Origin of the sequence: Amaricoccus sp. (assembly GCF_047602525.1) — a bacterium.
Taxonomy (GTDB): domain Bacteria; phylum Pseudomonadota; class Alphaproteobacteria; order Rhodobacterales; family Rhodobacteraceae; genus Amaricoccus.
In genome coordinates, this window is the sequence record NZ_JASGHB010000001.1 from 3606448 (window position 1) to 3623261 (window position 16814).

The following is a 16814-nucleotide window of genomic DNA, read 5'->3' on the forward strand; positions in this document are numbered from 1 at the left end:
CGGCCGGGGGAACTATTCCGCGGCCGCCGCGACACCCGGGCCTTGGGAGAGGCGGCGCGCGGCGCGGGCGATCATGATTTCCTCGTTGGTCGGGACGACGAGGACATGCGAGCGGCTGTAGGAGCTGTTGATGCGCCTCTCGTTGCCCTCGTTGCGCGCGCGGTCCAGTTCGATGCCGAGCCAGTCGAGATTCTCGCAGATCCGCGCCCGGATGGTGCGGGAGTTCTCGCCGATGCCGCCGCAGAAGACGAGCGCGTCGAGCCCGCCGAGGACCGCGGCAAGGCCGCCAAGCTCGCGCCGGCAGCGGAAGACGAAATAGTCGATCGCCTCGTTGGCCTCGGTGGTGCCGGCGGCCTCGAGCGTGCGCATGTCGTTCGAGAGGTCGGAGATGCCGAGGAGGCCCGACTTCGTGTAGAAGAGGTCGCGCACCTCGTCGATCGTCTTGCCTTCCTGCTGCACCATGTAGAACACGACGCCCGGGTCGATCTGGCCGGTGCGCGTCCCCATCGGCAGGCCGTCGAGCGCGGTGAAGCCCATGGTGGAGACCATGGAGCGGCCGCCGATCATCCCGCACATCGAGGCGCCGTTGCCGAGATGGGCGACGACCACCCGTCCCTCGTGCAGGAGCGGGGCGAAGCGGCGGATCTCGCCCGAGACGTATTCGTAGCTGAGGCCGTGGAAGCCGTAGCGGCGCACGCCCTTGTCGTAATATTCGCGCGGCAGGGCGAACTCGTCGTTCACCCTGGGCTGGTGCCGGTGGAAGGCGGTGTCGAAGCAGGCGACCTGCACCGCGTCCGGGAAAGCCTCCATCGCCGCCTCGATGCCGGCGATGTTGTGCGGCTGGTGCAGCGGCGCGAAGGGCGCGAGCGCGCGCAGGGCGTCGAGAACCTTCGGGGTCACCACCGCCGGCTCGGCGAAGCGCGGGCCGCCGTGGACGACGCGGTGGCCGACCGCCGTTGCGCGCACGTCCGGGAAGCGGGCGCGCAGGAGGTCGAGGACGGTGGCGAGCGCGCTGCGGTGGTCGGAGGCGTCCGCCGCCGCGAGTTCGCGCGCCTCGCGGCCCTCGTCGGGCCCGAAGTCGACCTTGAGCCGGGGCTGGCCGCCGATGCGCTCGACGAGGCCCATGGCGCGCTCGACCGGCTCGCCTTCGATGTCGTAGAGGCCGAACTTCAGCGACGAGGAGCCGGCGTTGAGGGTGAGGGCGGTCGGTTTCATTCGGCCGCGAGCCCCCGGACGGGCACCGCGGACACCCGCGCGTGATGGATCGCCGCGACGGCGCAGGAGGCGAGCCGCGCCTTCTCGCCATCGGCCCGCGAAGTCAGGATGATCGGCACCTTCGCCCCCATGACGAGCCCGGCACCCTCGGCGCGCGAGATATAGGCGAGCTGCTTCGCCAGCATGTTGCCGGCGTCGAGGTCGGGCACCACCAGCACCTCGGCCCGGCCGGCGACGCGGCTCTCGATGCCCTTGGTGCGGGCGGCGCCGATGTCGATCGCATTGTCCATGGCGAGCGGCCCGTCGACGATCCCGCCCTTGATCTGGCCGCGCTCCGCCATCTTCGAGAGGAGGGCCGCGTCGACCGACGAGGGGATGGCCGGGTTGACCGTCTCGACCGCCGACAGCACGCCCACCTTCGGCTCCTCGATGCCGAGCGACAGCGCGAGGTCGATGGCGTTCTGCACGATGTCGACCTTGGTCGCGAGGTCGGGGGCGATGTTGATCGCCGCGTCGGTGACGAGCAGCGGATGCGAAAGGCCCGGCACGTCCATCACGAAGACATGGGTGAACCGCCGCCCGGCGCGCAGGCCGTTCTCCTTGCGCAGCGCGGCGCGCAGCAGCTCGTCGGTATGCAGGTGCCCCTTCATCAGCGCCTGCGCCCGCCCGGCCACCACCAGATCGACGGCAGCATTCGACGCCGCGCCGTGGTCGGCCACGTCGAGGATCTCGATGCCGCCGAGGCTCGCGCCGATCTCGCGCGCCGTCGCCTCGATCCGGGCCCGCGCCCCGACGAGGATCGGCACGATCAGGTGGTGGCGCGCCGCGAGCAGCGCGCCGCCGAGCGAGTTCGGCTCCTCGGGCGCCACCACCGCGACGCCGATCGGCGGCAACGCCTCGGCCCGCTCCAGCAGCGCGTCGAAATGGCGGTGCCGCTGCACCACGAGGCCGGGCAGGTCCCCGTCCTCGAAGCGGTGCTTGATCCGCGGTGCCAGCACCGTCGCCTCGCCGCGGACGATGACGGAACCGTCGCCGGCCCGCACCACCTCGGTCCCGAGCCGGACCGTCCCGTCCTCGGCCTTGGCGAGCACGGTGACGCGCGCCACGAGGTCGTCGCCGGCATGGGCGCGGTCGAGGAATTCGAAGCTCTGGCTCCGGTAGAGCGTGCCGACGCCCGGCAGCACGTTGCCGAGCACCGCCGAGATCAGCGAGCCGACCCACATCGACGGGGCGACGGCCTCGGTCGTCGGATCGTCGTCGCCGTCCTCGCCGGGCAGGTGCATCGGGTTGTGGTTCCCCGAGGTCACGGCGAAGGCAAAGAGGTCGTCCGCGGTGCAGGTGCGCCTGAGCTCGGCGGTATCGCCCGGCTGGAGCTCGGCGAGGGTGCGGTTCTCGAGGATCATTCCGCGGCCGTCCCGACCGCCTGAGCGGTCATCACCTTCGTGACCGTCGCCGGCACGGGGGCCAGCGGATCGGTCGTCACGTCCTCGGTGATCGGCGCGACGCCGAGCACCTCATGCAGGTGCTGCAACAGGTCGAGGGTGTGCGGCGCCATCTCGTCGATGCGGCCGGGGATGAACTGGACCACCCGCAGCGCAAGGTCGCGCTCCTTCTGCGTCGGCAGCAGATCCTTCAGCGTCTCGATCGCGTCCTTGCGGGCGAAGGTGACGATGAGCGTCTGTTCGCCGATGATCCGCTGGCGTTCGTCGACGGAGATCGAGCGGAAGGGCTCGTCGCCGGCCAGCACCTGCGCCGAGCGTTCCAGCCGGTCGCGCCGCACGCTGCCGCGCGACTCGGCGAGAAGGATCAGCATGCGGATGACCGCGTGGGCGAAGCCGCCCGACCGCATGTGCGCCAGCGCCATCGCCACCTGCGGCAGCGAGCGCAGCTCGGCCGGGTTCTTCAGCGTCCGCGGGGCGGTGTGCGTCCGCCCGCAGGCGCGGGCCCAGGGCGCATTCCAGACCGAGAAGAAGACCTGCTCGTTCATCGCGTCGCGCAGGTCGCGGGCGAGGTCCATCGACTGGATCAGCATCGACATCGCCGTCGCCTCGGCCGCGGCGAAGGGGTTCGCCGCGCCGGCCGGCCGGCGGATGTTCCCGACGATGCCCGCGGCCATCTGCACCGCCGCCATCATCGGGTTCTCGTTCAGATAGGTGATCGCAAGGTCCGCGCCCTGCGCCCGCAGCGCCTTCGCGCATCCCCAGGCAATCGACTGGTCGTTCGCGATCCCGACGACCAGCGCCTTCCGTCCCACAAGAGAAAACACGAATCGCCCCTTTTCCGCCGATACCGGCAGGTTATGCTGCGGCGCGGCAGAGGGCCCGCGAATTTTTTGCGACGCAGCAACCATTGCGCGAGCGAGCGGCCGGCTGGCCAAGGCCACCTCACGTGCAGATCATTGCCCGCATCCACGGCCGGGCCCGCAGAGCCAGAGGGACCAGGCTCACGGCGCCCGACCACCACGACGCTGCGCGTGCCCTCTCGTCTGTTTTCGCGTGACTGCCGAGTTCCAGTCGGTGCGTGAATGCGCCCGCCGTCTCAACGTCGCCTCCGCGGCCGTCTCGCGCCAGGTCGGGCAACTCGAGGACGCTCTCGGCATGGCGCTCTTCCAACGCGGCCGCGGACGGCTCAGGCTGATGGCGGCCGGCGAGAGCCTCCACCGCCACGCCAATCACGGCCTGCGAGGTCGCCCTGCACTTTGTGGAATGCCTTTCCCGCAGGGTTAGCGGCGCTCGGAGCCGTAACGAGGGGTGAGGGGAAAAAGGCGTCCCGACCGTCCGCGCCACGGTCTGATATGACTGCGGCAGGCTGCTCCCGCTGCGCCACATGCTTACGTGCCGGCAACGGTCCGCCGCATAAGCAAAAGGCGCCCCGGAGGGCGCCTTTTAGCGATTTGATTTCCCGGTGGAAATCTGGAGCGGGCGAAGGGATTCGAACCCTCGACCCTAACCTTGGCAAGGTTATGCTCTACCCCTGAGCTACACCCGCGTTCCGGGGGCGGATATAGGGGAGGCCGCTGGGGGGCGCAAGCGCAAAATTCGGCTGTCGTGACGGCGAAACGCCCGGCGCTTTCCAGGGGTCAGAGCAGGAAGTCGTGGGCGGTGTAGTCGTGCGCGCGGACGCGGCCGTCGAGGATGGCGATCTCGAACTCCGCGGCCGCGTCGTCGTCGACGTTGCCGTAGACGTGGGTGACGCCGCCCACGTCGTCGAGCCAGAGATGGCCGCGTCCGCTGCCCCCGAACGTGAAGCTCTGGCTGCCGTGCCGCACGACATCGGCGTCGATGCCGCGCAGGTCGATGACGTCGCCCGCGGCGTCCCCCGCGCCGTCGAAGGCGGGGGCGTGGCCGCCGGCGGCCAGCTTGTCGACGGCGCCCGGACGTGAGTCGGCGGTTCTGGCGAAGACGAAGACGTCACGTTGCCGGCCGCCGACGAGCGTGTCGGGACCGGCGCCGCCCACCAGACGATCGTGGCCGCCGCCGCCGCCCAGCCAGTCGTTGCCGGCGCCGCCGGCGAGCCGGTCGTTGCCGGCGTTGCCGATCAGGACGTTGCCGGCGGCATTGCCGGTCAGCACGTCCGACCCGGCGCCGCCGGTGGCGTTCTCGATCAGCGACCGGGCATCGCCGTCATGCAGCAGCGCGTTGAAGATGTTGCCGCGCGCGTGGCCGGCATTCGGGCCGCCGCCGAGGTCGGCGAGCTGCCCTGTCGAAAAGACCGACGCGGCGCCCGGGGCGAGGTTCACCTTCACCCCGGTGGCGTAGGCGGACAGGTCATAGGTGTCCCGGCCACCGCCGTCCCAGATGGTCGCGAAGATGCGGTCGCCGCCGGGATCGAGGCCGACGCTGCCGTTGACCAGCGTGCGGCCGGATCCGGGCGTCCAGCGATAGATCGTCGCGCCGGCATTCACCGTGTAGTTCGCGCCGTACATCTCCTGCAGGGCGGCGATGTCGAGCATCATGTAGGTCTGCGGCGCGTCCCACGCCCCGAAGCGGTAGCTGGTGGCCGGCGCCCCCGCCCAGGCGCGATAGGTCATCACGGTGAATTCGGGCGAATCGAGGGCGAGCGGCACCGCGCCGAAGCTGCCGGCCTCGTGGGAGTGCTTGAGGCCGAGGGCGTGGCCGAGCTCGTGCAGGACGGTGACGTAATCGTAGTTCCCGACCCGGGGCGCCCGCCCGGAGCCGCCGAACCAGACGTCGCCACCGGCGCCCTCGCCGGGCATGTAGCCGAAGGCGGTCGCGGCGGTGCTGCTGTTGCCGAGGCGGATGTCGGCGGCGCCGCTGCCCCCGGCGAGATAGCGCAGCGACAGCCCGGTGAAGCCTTCGACCGTGAACCCGGCGTGCGCGGCGCGCCCGGAGTCGGCGTCGAGCGCGGCGCGGGCGGCGGCGAGCGTCGCGGCGGAGACGCGGGAAAAGCCGGAGAGGCTGGAGGGATAGCCGCTGCCGAAGTCGGCCGCCTGGTCGGGATCGCTGAAGGTCAGGCTGAGACTGTCCCAGGCGTAGCCCGACAACAGCCCATCGACGCGCGCGTCACCGCTGCGCGCGACCGTTCCAAGACCGGCCATGGCACGTTCCCCTCACCACTCCCCCGAGCAGAATCCGAGGTAACGGCAACAGCTGCCGCCGCGCAACGATCGCGAGACGGTGTGGTGCAGGGGAGGTTAAGTGGCCGGCGCGCGCGGCTCGGGTGAGCCGGACGCGCGCTCAGACCTTGAGCTGGCCCGCGCTTTTCCGGCCGTCGCGGCCGTCGATCAATTCGTACTCGATCGGCTGGTTGTCCTTGAGGGTCTGGAGGCCGGCGGCCTGGACGGCGGTGATGTGGACGAAGATGTCCTTGCCACCGTCAGCGGGCTGAATGAAACCGTAGCCCTTTTCGGTGTTGAACCACTTCACAGTGCCTTTTGCCATTCCAAGCAACCTTTATCTTGCGCCGTCGACCCTTCGCGACCCCGCGGATGACTTGGAAGCAGCCTCAGGCAGCGAAGATCTTCAGGAGCAATGTTTACCCCAATTCGGGACTTAAAAAAAGCGAGTCGTCAGCGCGGGTGACGGCAGTTTCGCGCGTCCTGTGGAAATGCCTGCTCGTGAGGCAGTCCCGGTGGCGTCCATGCCGGCCCGCAGCCTCTGGCAACCGGGGCGGCGCGCCATTATGTTCCGGAGGCAACAGGCCGAGGGTGCCAACGTCCAGATGAATCAACCGATCGTGCGGCTGTTTGGATTTGTCGTGCTGGCGGCGATCGTGCTCGCCACCGGCTTCGGGGCGCTCGGCTGATGGCCCAGCGCTTCGGCGGCAGGTATTCGCCCGATGGCGCCCGGGACGGGGTGCGCCAGGATCGTCCCGTGCCGCTCGTCGCGGCCCGCCGGGCCCGTCGGGTCAGCCTGCGGGCGCGGCTCATGTTCCTGCTGCCGACGCCGCTGCTTTTCGCCGGTCTCGGGGCGATCTCGCGCGGCAACGCGGCCGAGATGCTGGGCGAGCTTGGCGCGTTTGCCGGGCTGATCGCCGGAGCGGTTCTGCTGAACGAGGGCCTGCGGGCGGAGGCGTCGTATGACGCGCGCACGGTGGCGCGGCCCCCGGCGATCCCGCGCAAGCTCTTCGCCGCGGCACTGACGGGAGTGAGCGTGCTGGCGGCCGGTGTGCTCAGCCTGGGTCAGGCGGTGCCGGTGGCGGTCGTCTTTGGCGCCGTGGCGGCAGGGGCACATGTGCTGGCGTTCGGGATCGACCCGATGCGGCGCAAGGGCATGGGTGGGGTCGACGATTTCGCCAACGACCGGGTGGCGCGAGCGATCGACCAGGCGGAGGATCTGGTGCGGCAGACGGTGGCGGCGGCCGCGGGGTTCGGCGACCGCCGGCTCGAGGGACGGGTCGACCGGCTCTGCGACAAGGCGCGCGATGTGTTCCGGGCGGTGGAGCGCGATCCGCGCGACCTGCCGCGGGCGCGCGCGTTCCTCAGCGTCTACCTGCTCGGCCTGCGTGACGCGACGGTCAAGTTCGCCGACGTCTGGGCCCGCAGCCGGGATGCCGGTGTCCGGGGCGCCTACGAGGATCTGCTCGGCGACCTCGAGACGAGCTTCGATGCGCAGCGGACGCATCTGCTGGAAGAGGACCGCAGCGATCTCGATGTCGAGATCGAGGTGCTGCGCGATCGTTTGAAACAGGACGGGCTCGTCGCCCGCTAGACCGACAGAGGAGACCGGCGATGGCCGAGGATGTGCGCGCGGAGGCCGAGGCGACGCTGAAGGACGTGGAGAGCGTGACCGCGACCCTGCTTCCGGAGCCGAAGGGTGAGGTGCAGCCGGCCGATGTCGCGGACCCGGCGACGCGGGCGGAGATCGAGCGGCGAAAGGCCGAGATCGACGTGACGAACACCCAGTCGATCATCCGCTTCGGCTCGGCCGCGCAGGTGGAGCTTCAGGCGATCAGCCAGGAGATGCTGTCCGGCGTCCGCAACAAGGACGTGGGCCCTGCCGGCACCTCGCTGCGCGAGATGGTGACGAGCCTGCGCGGCTTCACCGTCGACGAGCTCGACCCCAACCGCAAGCGCAGCTGGTGGGAGCGCATCACCGGCGGCGGCGAGCCGATCGCCGGCTTCATGGCGCGCTACGAGCAGGTGCAGGGCCAGATCGACCGGATCACCGGCGAGCTGCTGCAGCACGAGCACACGCTGCTGAAGGACGTGAAGTCGCTCGACAAGCTCTATGAGAAGACGCTCGCCTTCTACGACGAGCTGGCGCTCTACATCGCCGCGGGCGAGGCGAAGGTCGCCGAGCTGGACGCGAAGGACATTCCGGTCAAGCAGGCCGAGGTCGACGGCGCGCCGGAAGGCCAGGCGGTGATGAAGGCGCAGGAGCTGCGCGACATCCGCTCGGCCCGCGACGACCTGGAGCGGCGGGTGCATGACCTGAAGCTGACGCGGCAGGTGACGATGCAGAGCCTGCCGTCGATCCGGCTGGTGCAGGAGAACGACAAGAGCCTCATCACCAAGATCAACTCGACGCTCGTCAACACCGTGCCGCTCTGGGAGACGCAGCTGGCGCAGGCGGTGACGATCCATCGCTCGCGCGAGGCGTCGGGTGCGGTGAAGGAGGCGAACGACCTGACGAACGACCTGCTGCGGAAGAACGCCGAGAACCTGCGCACGGCCAATGCCGAGATCAGGACGGAGCTGGAGCGCGGGGTGTTCGACATCGGGGCGGTGGAGAAGGCGAACGAGGATCTCATTGCGACGATCGAGGACTCGCTGCGCATCGCCGACGAGGGCAAGGCGAGGCGCGCGGAGGCGGAGCGGAGCCTGCTGCGCATGGAGGGCGAGCTGAAGGCGACGCTCGCCTCGGCGCGGGCGCGTTCGGCGGCACCGGGCACGTCGGCAAAGTCCTGAGGAGCGTCATGGCAGCGGCGCCGCGTCGCGGCCCGATCCGTGCGGGACGGATGCAGCTCGGCGCGGGCGCGCTGGCGCTGGTCGTCGCCGGCTGCGCCGGCACCCCGGAGGTCGCCCCGCCCGCACCTGCCGCGGCCAGCCTGCTGGAAGACGCGCCGCCCGAGCCTCGGGCGCCGGCGAGCGGCACCCCCCCGTCGGACGTCGAGGCGTTGCGCACGTTCTACGCCGGTGTCGAGCAGCAGCTGTTCGCGGCCGGCCGGCTGCGACAGGATCCGGCGCCGCCGGACGCGCCGTTCAGCAACGACGACCTGATCCGGGATTTCGTGCACATCGCGCTCTACGACGAATACACCGACGTGAACGGCCGCTTCATGCACGAGGAGCGGCCGGCGCCGATCCGGCGGTGGGAGACGCCGGTCCGGGTTTCGGTGATGACCGGCGCGTCGGAGTCGCCCGAGGATGCCGCGCGCGACCGTGGCAACGTCGCCGCGTTCACCCAGCGGCTCGCGCACCTGACCGGCCGCGACATCGCGCTGTCCGACGGAACCAGCCCGAACTTCCTCGTGCTGTTCATGACCAGCGCCGAGCGCCAGGCCTTTGCCGATCAGGTGCACTCGACCTACCCGGACTTCGCGCCCGCCGTCGTCACCGCGCTGCGCAATGCCTCGGTGGACGACTTCTGCATCACCTACACCTTCTGGGACAAGACGAACTCGTCGGTCTACTCCGCCGTGTTCGTGCTGATCCGGGCCGAGCATCCGGCCTTCACCAAGATGTCCTGCGTTCAGGAAGAGATGTCCCAGGCGATGGGCCTGCCGAACGACAGCCCCGAGGCGCGGCCCTCGCTCTACAACGACGATCTCGAATTCGCGGTGCTGACGGAGCACGATGCCATCCTGCTCCGGATGCTCTACGATCCCCGCCTCAAACCGGGCATGACGGCGGCCGAAGTGCTGCCGCTCCTGCCCGCCATCGCCGCCGACGCCCGCGCCGCCGAGGAGCGCGACTCGGGCGTGACGGTGGCGACGAACTGAAGGAGCGACGCCTTGGCGATCTTCGACTTTCTGCGCGGCGAGTTCATCGACGTCATCCACTGGACCGACGACACCCGCGACACGATCGTCTGGCGCTTCGAGCGGCAGGGACATGCGATCAAGTACGGCGCCAAGCTGACCGTGCGCGAGGGGCAGGCGGCGGTCTTCGTCCATGAGGGACAGCTCGCCGATACCTTCGGGCCGGGCCTCTACCAGCTCGAGACCAACAACCTGCCGATCCTGACGACGCTGCAGCACTGGGACCACGGGTTCCAGTCGCCGTTCAAGTCGGAGATCTACTTCGTCAACACCCGCAACTTCACGGATCTGAAGTGGGGGACGCGCAACCCGATCATGTGCCGCGACCCGGAGTTCGGCGTGGTGCGGCTCCGCGCGTTCGGCACCTACACGATGCGGGTGAAGGATCCGGCGAAGTTCCTGATCGAGATCGTCGGCACCGACGGCACGTTCACCACGGACGAGATCGAGTTCCAGATCCGCAACATCATCGTCACGCACTTCAGCCAGATCATCGCGTCGAGCGGGATCCCTGTGCTCGACATGGCGGCCAACACGCTCGACCTCGCGAAGCTCGTCCATGAGCGCATCGCGCCGATGGTGGCCGCCTACGGCCTCGAGCTGCCGGCGTTCTTCATCGAGAACGTCTCGCTGCCGGCCGAGGTCGAGGCGGTGATGGACAAGCGCACGTCGACCGCGGTCGCGGGCGACCTGCAGAAGTACACCGACTTTGCCGCCGCCGAGGCGCTCGGCAAGGCGGCGGAGAACCCCGGCGGGGGCGGCGGCATCGGCGCGGGCATCGGCATGGGGATGGGCATGGGCATGGCCGACCGCCTGTCGCGCACCGGCCCGTGGGGGACGGCGCCGGCCGCGCCGGCCGCTGCCGCGTCCCCGGCCGCCGGTGCCCCAGCCGGTGCGGCGCCGGCGGCTGCGGCGCCACCGCCGCCCCCGGCCGAAACGAAGTGGCATCTCGCTGTCGACGGCAAGGCGACCGGCCCCTACGTCCGGGCCGAGCTGGCGCGCATGGTGGCCGACGGCACCGTCACCCGCGACAGCTGGCTCTGGACACCCGCCGGCCCGGACTGGGTGCGCGGCCGTGACGTGGCCGAGCTGGCCGAGGTCTTCGGCGCCGTGCCGCCGCCCCCGCCGCCGGCCTGAGGCCAAGGGACATGACGCTCGACACGGCCGCTCCGGCGGCGCTGGACCACCGTTTCGCCTGCCCGGCCTGCGGCTCGGAGCTGCGATTCTCGCCGGGCCCGGGCAAGCTCGTCTGCGATCACTGCGGCCACGAGGAGCCGGTCGAGGAGCACCGCGGCCGCCTGCCCGAGCTCGACCTGCGCGCCGTCGAGCGCGGCGGCCCGCCGCCGTCGGCGGTGCAGGACGCGCGCTTCGTGCAGTGCCCGAACTGCGGCGCCAAGGTGGAGCTGGGGCACGACGAACACGCCCGGGAATGCCCGTTCTGCGCCACGCCGATCGTCACGGACACCGGCATCGCCCGCCAGATCAAGCCGCAGGCGCAGCTGCCCTTCCTGATCTCCGAGGCCGAGGCGCGCGCCGCCATGAGCCGCTGGCTCGGGCGGCTGTGGTTCGCCCCGTCGAACCTCGTCGAGTATGCCCGCGCCGGCCGGGCGATGCAGGGGATCTACGCCCCGTACTGGACGTACGACGCCGAGACCGTGACCGAGTACACCGGCCAGCGCGGCACGGTGCATCACGAAAGCCGGCCGGTGACGGTGATGGTGAACGGCCGGCAGCAGACCCAGATGCAGCAGGTCGCCCGCGTCGTCTGGCGGCCGGCGAGCGGCCGGGTGTCCCGGACGTTCGACGACGTGCTGGTGCTCGGCTCGTCCAGCCTGCCGAAGCGGTTTACCGACGCGCTCGCCCCGTGGGACCTCTCCGCGCTGTCGGCCTATGATCCGAAGTTCCTCGCCGGGTTCCGTGCGGAAGGCTACACAGTCCCGGTAGAGGATGGCTATCGCGAGGCAAAGGACATCATGAACGCGGTGATCCAGTCCGACGTCCGACGTGACATCGGCGGTGACCAGCAGCAGATCGGCCGGCTCTCCACCGAGGTGGGCGCGCTGACCTTCAAGCATGTGCTGCTGCCGGTCTGGCTGGCGGCCTACCGCTACCGTGGCAAGAGCTTCCGCTTCGTGGTGAACGGGCGGACGGGCGCGGTGCAGGGCGAGCGGCCCTATTCCACCGGCAAGATCGCGCTGGTGGTGGTGGTGATGGTGCTGCTCGCGGCGCTGCTCGCCTTCGTGCAGATGGGAGGACGGTTCTGATGCGCCTGCTGACGGTGAGCCTCGGGGCGCTGGTGCTGGCCGGCCGGGCCTGGGCGGGCGCGGAGCCGCCGCCGGAGCTGATGGAATTCACCGAGGAGCAGACGGCATTCTGTCGCGATCTCGGCGGCACCCCCAGCATCCTCTCGGGCTACCAGACCGTTCGCGACCTGAACGGCGACGGCCGCGACGACTTTCTCGTCAATCTCGCCAACCTCGAGTGCAGGGACGCGTGGAGCGCGTTCTGCGGGTCGGCCGGCTGCCCGGTCAGCGCCTGGCTCTCCGAGCCGGGCAACGGTTATCACCGCTTCGATTTCGGCTATCTGCAAGGCGTCGAGATCGAGAGCGGCTCGCCTCTGCCGCGGGTGCTCGCCGGCTATCACGGTTCGCTCTGCGGCGAGGCCGATCGCATCGGCGCCGACACCTGCACGCGGACGTGGACCTTCGCGAGCAACGACCCGGCGGAACCCGCGATCGACGCACCCGCGCCGTCCGCCGGTGCTTCCAAGTCCGCCGGAGACGCCGCGCCGGCCCGGATTCAGGCGATCGCGCCGGGCTGGACGTTGCGCAACGTGCCGGGATCGAGCCCGGTGGCGCTCGGCGGCGGCACCGGCGGCATCGCGTTCCTTGCGGCGTTCTGCCTCGGCGGCAAGCCGTTCCTCGCCGTGACGTTCCACGAACGGCCGAAGGCGGATGCGGTCAGCCTCGGATTCGCGTTCAGTCAGGGGGCGGAGACGGTAAAGGCGTCGTTCGAGGAGGGCGCCGGCGGGGCCTTCGTCGTGCCGCTGGCGGACGGCGACCTGTCGGCCCGCCTCGGCGGACGGGACCGCGACGTGGCCGTGACCGTCGATGGCGCCACCGAGGGCAAGCTCTCGCTCTCCGGCTCGAGCCGCAGCCTGCGCGGCGCGCTCGCGGCGTGCCCGGTGGGATAGACCCCCGGGATCGGTCCCGGGATCGGCTCGGGCATCAGTCCCGGCGGCTGAGGATCGAGCGGGTTTCGGCGCTCGCCTCGGCGGCGACGAGACGGTCCTCGGCGGCGGGCTCCATCAGCCGGGCCGCCCCGTGCCCGCTCTCGCCCAGCCAGAGCGCGAAGTCGTCGGGCTCCACCACCACCGGCATCCGCTCGTGGATCGGCCGCAGGGCGGCGTTGGCCGGACAGGTGACGATGGCGACGCTCGGCATCAGGCCGTTCGGCCCGCGCCATGCCCGCCACAGGCCGGCGAAGGCGAAGAGGCCGCCAGCGGCCGGGTGGATCGCCCACGGCACCCGCGCGCCCTTCTCGCCCTGCCACTCGTAGAAGCCATTCGCGGGCAGCAGGCAGCGGTGGGTACGGATCGACTCCTTGAAGGCCGGTCGCTCGGCGATCTTCTCGGAGCGCGCGTTGATGAGCAGCGGCCCGCCGGTCGGCGACTTGTACCACTGGGGGATGAACCCCCAGCGCATCAGCTCGATGCTGCGCGTGCCGTCCTGGCTCCGCACGACCGGCACCTGCTCGGTCGGCGAGACGTTGGGCCGCAGCTCCTCGGGGCCGAGCTCGCCGGGCTCCGCCTCGAAAAGCTGCGCCATTGCCTCGAAGCTCGAGGTTATCATGTAGCGGCCGCACATCGGTCAGGCAGTCTCCGGTCAGCCGAGCTGGAAGCCGGGCGTCGAGCGCATGACCTCGAGTTCCGACTCGTTCATGTCGGCGCCGTAGGGCTCGAACAGCGGGGTCGAGAGATAGCGCTCGCCGGTGTCGGGCAGCATGGCGAGGATGACAGAGCCTGGCGCGGCCGTCTCGGCCACCTTGAGCGCCACCGCGAAGGTCGAGCCACCCGAGACGCCGGTCAGGATGCCTTCCTTCGCGGCCAGCTCGCGCGCCCACTTCATGCCCTCGGGGCCCGCGACCGGCACGAGCGCGTCGTAGTAGTGCCCGTCGATCGCCTCCTGCAGCACCAGCGGGATGAAGTCGGGCGTCCACCCCTGGATCGGGTGCGGCTCGAAGGCCGGATGGCTCGCCGCCGGCTCGCCTTCGGCGGTCCGCTCCTGCGGCTTGCCCGAGCCGATCAACTGGGCGTTCGCCGGTTCGGAGAGGACGATCTTCAGGTCGGGCCACTGCTTCTTGATGACCCGGCCGACGCCCGCGAGCGTGCCGCCGGTGCCATAGCCGGTGACGAAGTAGTCGAGCCGGCCCGTGCCGAAGTCGCCGACGATCTCCTGCGCCGTGGTCGACTCGTGGATCGCGGCGTTGGCCCCGGTCTCGAACTGGTGGGCGAGGAACCAGCCGTGCTTCTCGGCCAGCTCCCTGGCCTTCTTGACCATGCCGGTGCCCTTCTCGGCCTTCGGCGTCAGGATGACCTTGGCGCCGAGCATCCGCATCAGCTGCCGCCGTTCGACCGAGAAGGTCTCGACCATGGTGATGACGAGGGGATAGCCCTTGGCGGCGCAGACCATGGCAAGGCCGATGCCGGTGTTGCCGGATGTCGCCTCGACGACGGTCTGGCCGGGCTTCAGCCGGCCTTCGCGCTCGGCGGTCTCGATGATGTTGAGCGCGAGGCGGTCCTTCACCGAGGCGGCCGGGTTGAAGAACTCGCACTTGACGTAGATCGTCACCCCCTCCGGCGCGAGGCGGTTGATCCGGACCGCGGGCGTGTTGCCGACGGTATCCACGATGCTGTCGTACAGCCGGCCGCGGCCGGTGGTGCGGCGCAGGCCGCTCTCGCTTCCGTCCATGCCCATGGCGTTCATCCTCTCGGGGCCGGCCCGATGCCGGTCGGGGCGGCAACCTCTCACAGAGCCGTGCGCGGGGCAAGGAGAGGATTTCGCGCGGGAGGGTATGGGCAAGTAGTTGAAATATCGCATGAAAAGTCGCGCTTAGATTGTCCGGTCAGCGGCGCTCGGCGAAGAAGGCGCGCATCAGCGCCTGGCAGTCGCGCTCGGCGACACCGCCCCAGACCTCGGGCTTGTGGTGCGCCTGGGCGTGGGCGAACACCCGCGCGCCATGCTCCACGCCGCCGGATTTCGGGTCGGCCGCGCCGTAGCACAGCCGGGTGATGCGCGCGGCCGAGATCGCGGCGGCGCACATGGCGCAGGGCTCGAGCGTGACATAGAGGTCGAGGCCGGGCAGCCGCTCCGACCCGAGTGCGGCGCAGGCGGCCCGGATCGCGAGGATTTCCGCGTGTGCCGTGGGGTCGTGCAGCTCCCGCGTGCGGTTGCCGGCCTGCGCCACGATCCGGTCGGTCGCCGGATCGACAATCACCGCGCCGACCGGCGTCTCGGCCCGGGCGAAAGCGGCGCGGGCCTCGGCGAGGGCGGTCTCCATGTGCGGCGCAAAGCGGACCATGCCCGGTGCTATGGCGCCGGGGCCGGCGCGGGGCAAGGGACATTAACCTATCCGCGCCGGGGGATTTTGCCGCCGCGGGTCGTTCGCTTAACGTTCCGTTTAGGTTCGGGGTGGCGATGCGATTCGGGGTGGCGTCGGTGGAACAGGACATCTTGCTCATCGTGCTGGGCGCGCTTTTCCTCGCGGGATGGGGGGCGGTGCGCACCGCCATTGTGGACGTGTGGCGACATGGCCTAAGAGCGGGGCATGAGCGCGGCGGGCGACAGGGACGATGGCGGGGAACGCATTGCGCGGCGGATGGCGCGTGCGGGGGTGGCCTCGCGCCGGTCGGCCGAGGCGATGATCGCCGAGGGCCGGGTTTCGGTGAACGGTCAGGTCATCGACAGCCCGGCGCGGAACGTCACGGCGCGCGACCGGATCCTGGTCGATGGCCAGCCGCTGGCGGCACCGGAGCCGGCGCGTCTGTGGCGATACTACAAGCCGGTCGGGCTCGTGACCTCGGAGCGCGACGAGAAGGGGCGGGAGACGGTGTTCTCGCGCCTGCCCGCGGAGATGCCGCGTGTGGTGAGCGTCGGCCGGCTCGACCTGAATTCGGAAGGCCTGCTGCTCCTCACCAATGACGGCGCGCTGAAGCGCCGGCTGGAGCTGCCGACGACCGGCTGGCTGCGCAAGTATCGCGTGCGCGCCCACGGCGAGGCGACCGACGTCATGCTCGAGCCCTTGCGCCGGGGAATCACCGTCGACGGCGAACGTTTCCAGCCGATGACCGTCACGCTCGACCGGACTCAGGGAGCGAACGTCTGGCTCACGGTGTCGCTGCGCGAGGGGCGCAATCGCGAGGTGCGCCGGGCGCTCGAGGCGGTGGGGCTCAAGGTGAATCGCCTGATCCGCGTCTCCTATGGTCCGTTCCAGCTCGGCGAGCTGGAACCGGGCGGGGTCGAGGAGGTCCGGGCAAAGGTGCTGCGCGAGCAGCTCGGGCTCACCGGCGCCGGCGGCCCGGCCCGCGAGTCGGGCCGTGGCGCCTCGGGCAATGGCGCCTCGGGCAATGGCGACTCTGGCAATGGCGACTCTGGCAACGGTGGCTCGGGCAACGGTGGCTCGGGCAATGGCGACTCGGGACACAGCGGACCCGGCGCTGGCGGAAAGGGCAGGGGCCGCTCAGGCAAGGGCGCTTCGGGCAAGGGCGGTTCGGGCACGGGTGCCTCGGTCAAGGGCGCTTCGGGCAAACCCGGCAAAGGCGACTCGGGTCGAGGAGATTCGGGTCGAGGAAATTCAGGCCGGGGCGACTCGGGCGCAGCGGGAAGCGGCGCCCGCAGCCGCCCGGGCGACGCGGGTGGGCGCAGCGGGGTGAAGCCCTTCAAGGCCGCCAGTAAATCCCCCGGCAAGGCTGCGCCCGGCGCCGCCGCCGGGGGGGCTTCCGGCCGGGCCGCGGGCGCGGCGGAGGCGCCCGGGTCCGCCGCGAAGCGCGGCAGGGAATACTCGCATAAGCCGCATTCTGGAGGCGGCAAACCGGCGGCGACCTCGCGGGGAAAACCCGGGAAGCCGTTGACCCCGGCGCCGCGCCGGCCCAAGTAGGG

Annotated in this window: 17 protein-coding genes and 1 tRNA gene; 9 read left to right on the plus strand and 9 right to left on the minus strand. The window is 70.7% G+C overall.

The features are described 5' to 3' along the window. Positions 1–12: 12 nt before the first annotated feature. The 3 genes from QM699_RS18435 to QM699_RS18445 are packed head-to-tail and all read right to left on the minus strand — an operon-like array spanning position 13 to position 3481. Entirely contained in the window at positions 13–1215 is a 1203-nt protein-coding gene (locus tag QM699_RS18435) for an acetate/propionate family kinase (protein WP_415012462.1), read from the minus strand. Beyond that, positions 1212–2618 carry a bifunctional enoyl-CoA hydratase/phosphate acetyltransferase gene (locus tag QM699_RS18440; protein WP_415012463.1) on the minus strand — a complete coding sequence of 469 codons (1407 nt, stop codon included), beginning with the start codon at positions 2616–2618 and terminating at the stop codon, positions 1212–1214. The genes QM699_RS18435 and QM699_RS18440 overlap by 4 nt, the downstream gene beginning before the upstream one ends. Then, positions 2615–3481: an SDR family oxidoreductase gene (locus QM699_RS18445; protein ID WP_415012464.1), complete on the minus strand. Its 867-nt coding sequence runs from the start codon at positions 3479–3481 to the stop codon at positions 2615–2617. The genes QM699_RS18440 and QM699_RS18445 overlap by 4 nt, the downstream gene beginning before the upstream one ends. Here QM699_RS18445 and QM699_RS18450 point away from each other — a divergent pair. Continuing rightward, positions 3369–3941 carry a helix-turn-helix domain-containing protein gene (locus QM699_RS18450; RefSeq protein ID WP_415012465.1) on the plus strand — a complete coding sequence of 191 codons (573 nt, stop codon included), beginning with the start codon at positions 3369–3371 and terminating at the stop codon, positions 3939–3941. The two genes, QM699_RS18445 and QM699_RS18450, sit on opposite strands and share 113 nt — an antisense overlap. A 187-nt stretch (positions 3942–4128) precedes the next feature. Here QM699_RS18450 and QM699_RS18455 read toward each other — a convergent pair. From QM699_RS18455 to QM699_RS18465, 3 genes are all read right to left on the minus strand, one after another. Beyond that, positions 4129–4203, minus strand: a tRNA-Gly gene (locus QM699_RS18455). A gap of 91 nt (positions 4204–4294) precedes the next feature. Next, complete coding sequence (locus tag QM699_RS18460) at positions 4295–5773, minus strand: M10 family metallopeptidase (protein WP_415012466.1); 1479 nt, start codon at positions 5771–5773, stop codon at positions 4295–4297. A gap of 139 nt (positions 5774–5912) precedes the next feature. Beyond that, positions 5913–6116, minus strand: coding sequence for a cold-shock protein (locus QM699_RS18465; protein ID WP_415012467.1), 204 nt, complete (start codon positions 6114–6116; stop codon positions 5913–5915). A 199-nt stretch (positions 6117–6315) separates the two neighbouring features. Here QM699_RS18465 and QM699_RS18470 point away from each other — a divergent pair, with 199 nt between their 5' ends. The 7 genes from QM699_RS18470 to QM699_RS18500 are packed head-to-tail and all read left to right on the plus strand — an operon-like array spanning position 6316 to position 12850. Beyond that, positions 6316–6480, plus strand: a complete 165-nt coding sequence (locus tag QM699_RS18470) for a hypothetical protein (protein WP_415012468.1) — start codon at positions 6316–6318, stop codon at positions 6478–6480. Beyond that, entirely contained in the window at positions 6480–7385 is a 906-nt protein-coding gene (locus tag QM699_RS18475) for a 5-bromo-4-chloroindolyl phosphate hydrolysis family protein (RefSeq protein ID WP_415012469.1), read from the plus strand. The genes QM699_RS18470 and QM699_RS18475 overlap by 1 nt, the downstream gene beginning before the upstream one ends. A 20-nt stretch (positions 7386–7405) precedes the next feature. Continuing rightward, positions 7406–8584, plus strand: coding sequence for a toxic anion resistance protein (locus QM699_RS18480; protein ID WP_415012470.1), 1179 nt, complete (start codon positions 7406–7408; stop codon positions 8582–8584). 8 nt (positions 8585–8592) lie between these two features. Beyond that, a complete protein-coding gene (locus QM699_RS18485) occupies positions 8593–9618 on the plus strand; it encodes a DUF2927 domain-containing protein (protein WP_415012471.1) in 1026 nt (341 codons plus the stop codon). A 12-nt stretch (positions 9619–9630) separates the two neighbouring features. Further along, positions 9631–10794, plus strand: a complete 1164-nt coding sequence (locus QM699_RS18490) for an SPFH domain-containing protein (RefSeq protein ID WP_415012472.1) — start codon at positions 9631–9633, stop codon at positions 10792–10794. 11 nt (positions 10795–10805) lie between these two features. Then, positions 10806–11921 (plus strand): primosomal protein N' (replication factor Y) - superfamily II helicase, encoded by a 1116-nt coding sequence (locus QM699_RS18495; protein WP_415012473.1) that lies wholly within the window; start codon positions 10806–10808, stop codon positions 11919–11921. Further along, complete coding sequence (locus tag QM699_RS18500) at positions 11921–12850, plus strand: hypothetical protein (RefSeq protein WP_415012474.1); 930 nt, start codon at positions 11921–11923, stop codon at positions 12848–12850. Before QM699_RS18495 ends, QM699_RS18500 begins: the two co-directional genes overlap by 1 nt. A 34-nt stretch (positions 12851–12884) precedes the next feature. Here the strand turns inward: QM699_RS18500 and QM699_RS18505 are convergent, their stop codons facing one another. The 3 genes from QM699_RS18505 to QM699_RS18515 form a co-directional block, all read right to left on the minus strand. Continuing rightward, positions 12885–13523, minus strand: coding sequence for an SOS response-associated peptidase (locus tag QM699_RS18505; protein ID WP_415012475.1), 639 nt, complete (start codon positions 13521–13523; stop codon positions 12885–12887). A gap of 18 nt (positions 13524–13541) precedes the next feature. Next, positions 13542–14633 (minus strand): cysteine synthase A, encoded by a 1092-nt coding sequence (gene cysK / locus QM699_RS18510; protein ID WP_415012476.1) that lies wholly within the window; start codon positions 14631–14633, stop codon positions 13542–13544. A gap of 148 nt (positions 14634–14781) precedes the next feature. Beyond that, complete coding sequence (locus QM699_RS18515; RefSeq protein ID WP_415012477.1) at positions 14782–15237, minus strand: nucleoside deaminase; 456 nt, start codon at positions 15235–15237, stop codon at positions 14782–14784. Between the two features lie 246 nt (positions 15238–15483). On the opposite strand from QM699_RS18515, the gene QM699_RS18520 reads away from it, so the two are divergent. Then, positions 15484–16812 carry a pseudouridine synthase gene (locus QM699_RS18520; protein ID WP_415012478.1) on the plus strand — a complete coding sequence of 443 codons (1329 nt, stop codon included), beginning with the start codon at positions 15484–15486 and terminating at the stop codon, positions 16810–16812. Positions 16813–16814 lie beyond the last annotated feature (2 nt).

Coding starts and splice junctions, on each gene's coding strand:
- QM699_RS18435 (WP_415012462.1), bottom strand. CDS start 1,215: ATGAAACCGACCGCCCTCACCCTCAACGCCGGCTCCTCGTCGCTGAAG.
- QM699_RS18440 (WP_415012463.1), bottom strand. CDS start 2,618: ATGATCCTCGAGAACCGCACCCTCGCCGAGCTCCAGCCGGGCGATACC.
- QM699_RS18460 (WP_415012466.1), bottom strand. CDS start 5,773: ATGGCCGGTCTTGGAACGGTCGCGCGCAGCGGTGACGCGCGCGTCGAT.
- QM699_RS18465 (WP_415012467.1), bottom strand. CDS start 6,116: ATGGCAAAAGGCACTGTGAAGTGGTTCAACACCGAAAAGGGCTACGGT.
- QM699_RS18470 (WP_415012468.1), top strand. CDS start 6,316: ATGCCGGCCCGCAGCCTCTGGCAACCGGGGCGGCGCGCCATTATGTTC.
- QM699_RS18475 (WP_415012469.1), top strand. CDS start 6,480: ATGGCCCAGCGCTTCGGCGGCAGGTATTCGCCCGATGGCGCCCGGGAC.
- QM699_RS18480 (WP_415012470.1), top strand. CDS start 7,406: ATGGCCGAGGATGTGCGCGCGGAGGCCGAGGCGACGCTGAAGGACGTG.
- QM699_RS18485 (WP_415012471.1), top strand. CDS start 8,593: ATGGCAGCGGCGCCGCGTCGCGGCCCGATCCGTGCGGGACGGATGCAG.
- QM699_RS18495 (WP_415012473.1), top strand. CDS start 10,806: ATGACGCTCGACACGGCCGCTCCGGCGGCGCTGGACCACCGTTTCGCC.
- QM699_RS18500 (WP_415012474.1), top strand. CDS start 11,921: ATGCGCCTGCTGACGGTGAGCCTCGGGGCGCTGGTGCTGGCCGGCCGG.
- QM699_RS18505 (WP_415012475.1), bottom strand. CDS start 13,523: ATGTGCGGCCGCTACATGATAACCTCGAGCTTCGAGGCAATGGCGCAG.
- cysK (WP_415012476.1), bottom strand. CDS start 14,633: ATGGGCATGGACGGAAGCGAGAGCGGCCTGCGCCGCACCACCGGCCGC.
- QM699_RS18515 (WP_415012477.1), bottom strand. CDS start 15,237: ATGGTCCGCTTTGCGCCGCACATGGAGACCGCCCTCGCCGAGGCCCGC.
- QM699_RS18520 (WP_415012478.1), top strand. CDS start 15,484: ATGAGCGCGGCGGGCGACAGGGACGATGGCGGGGAACGCATTGCGCGG.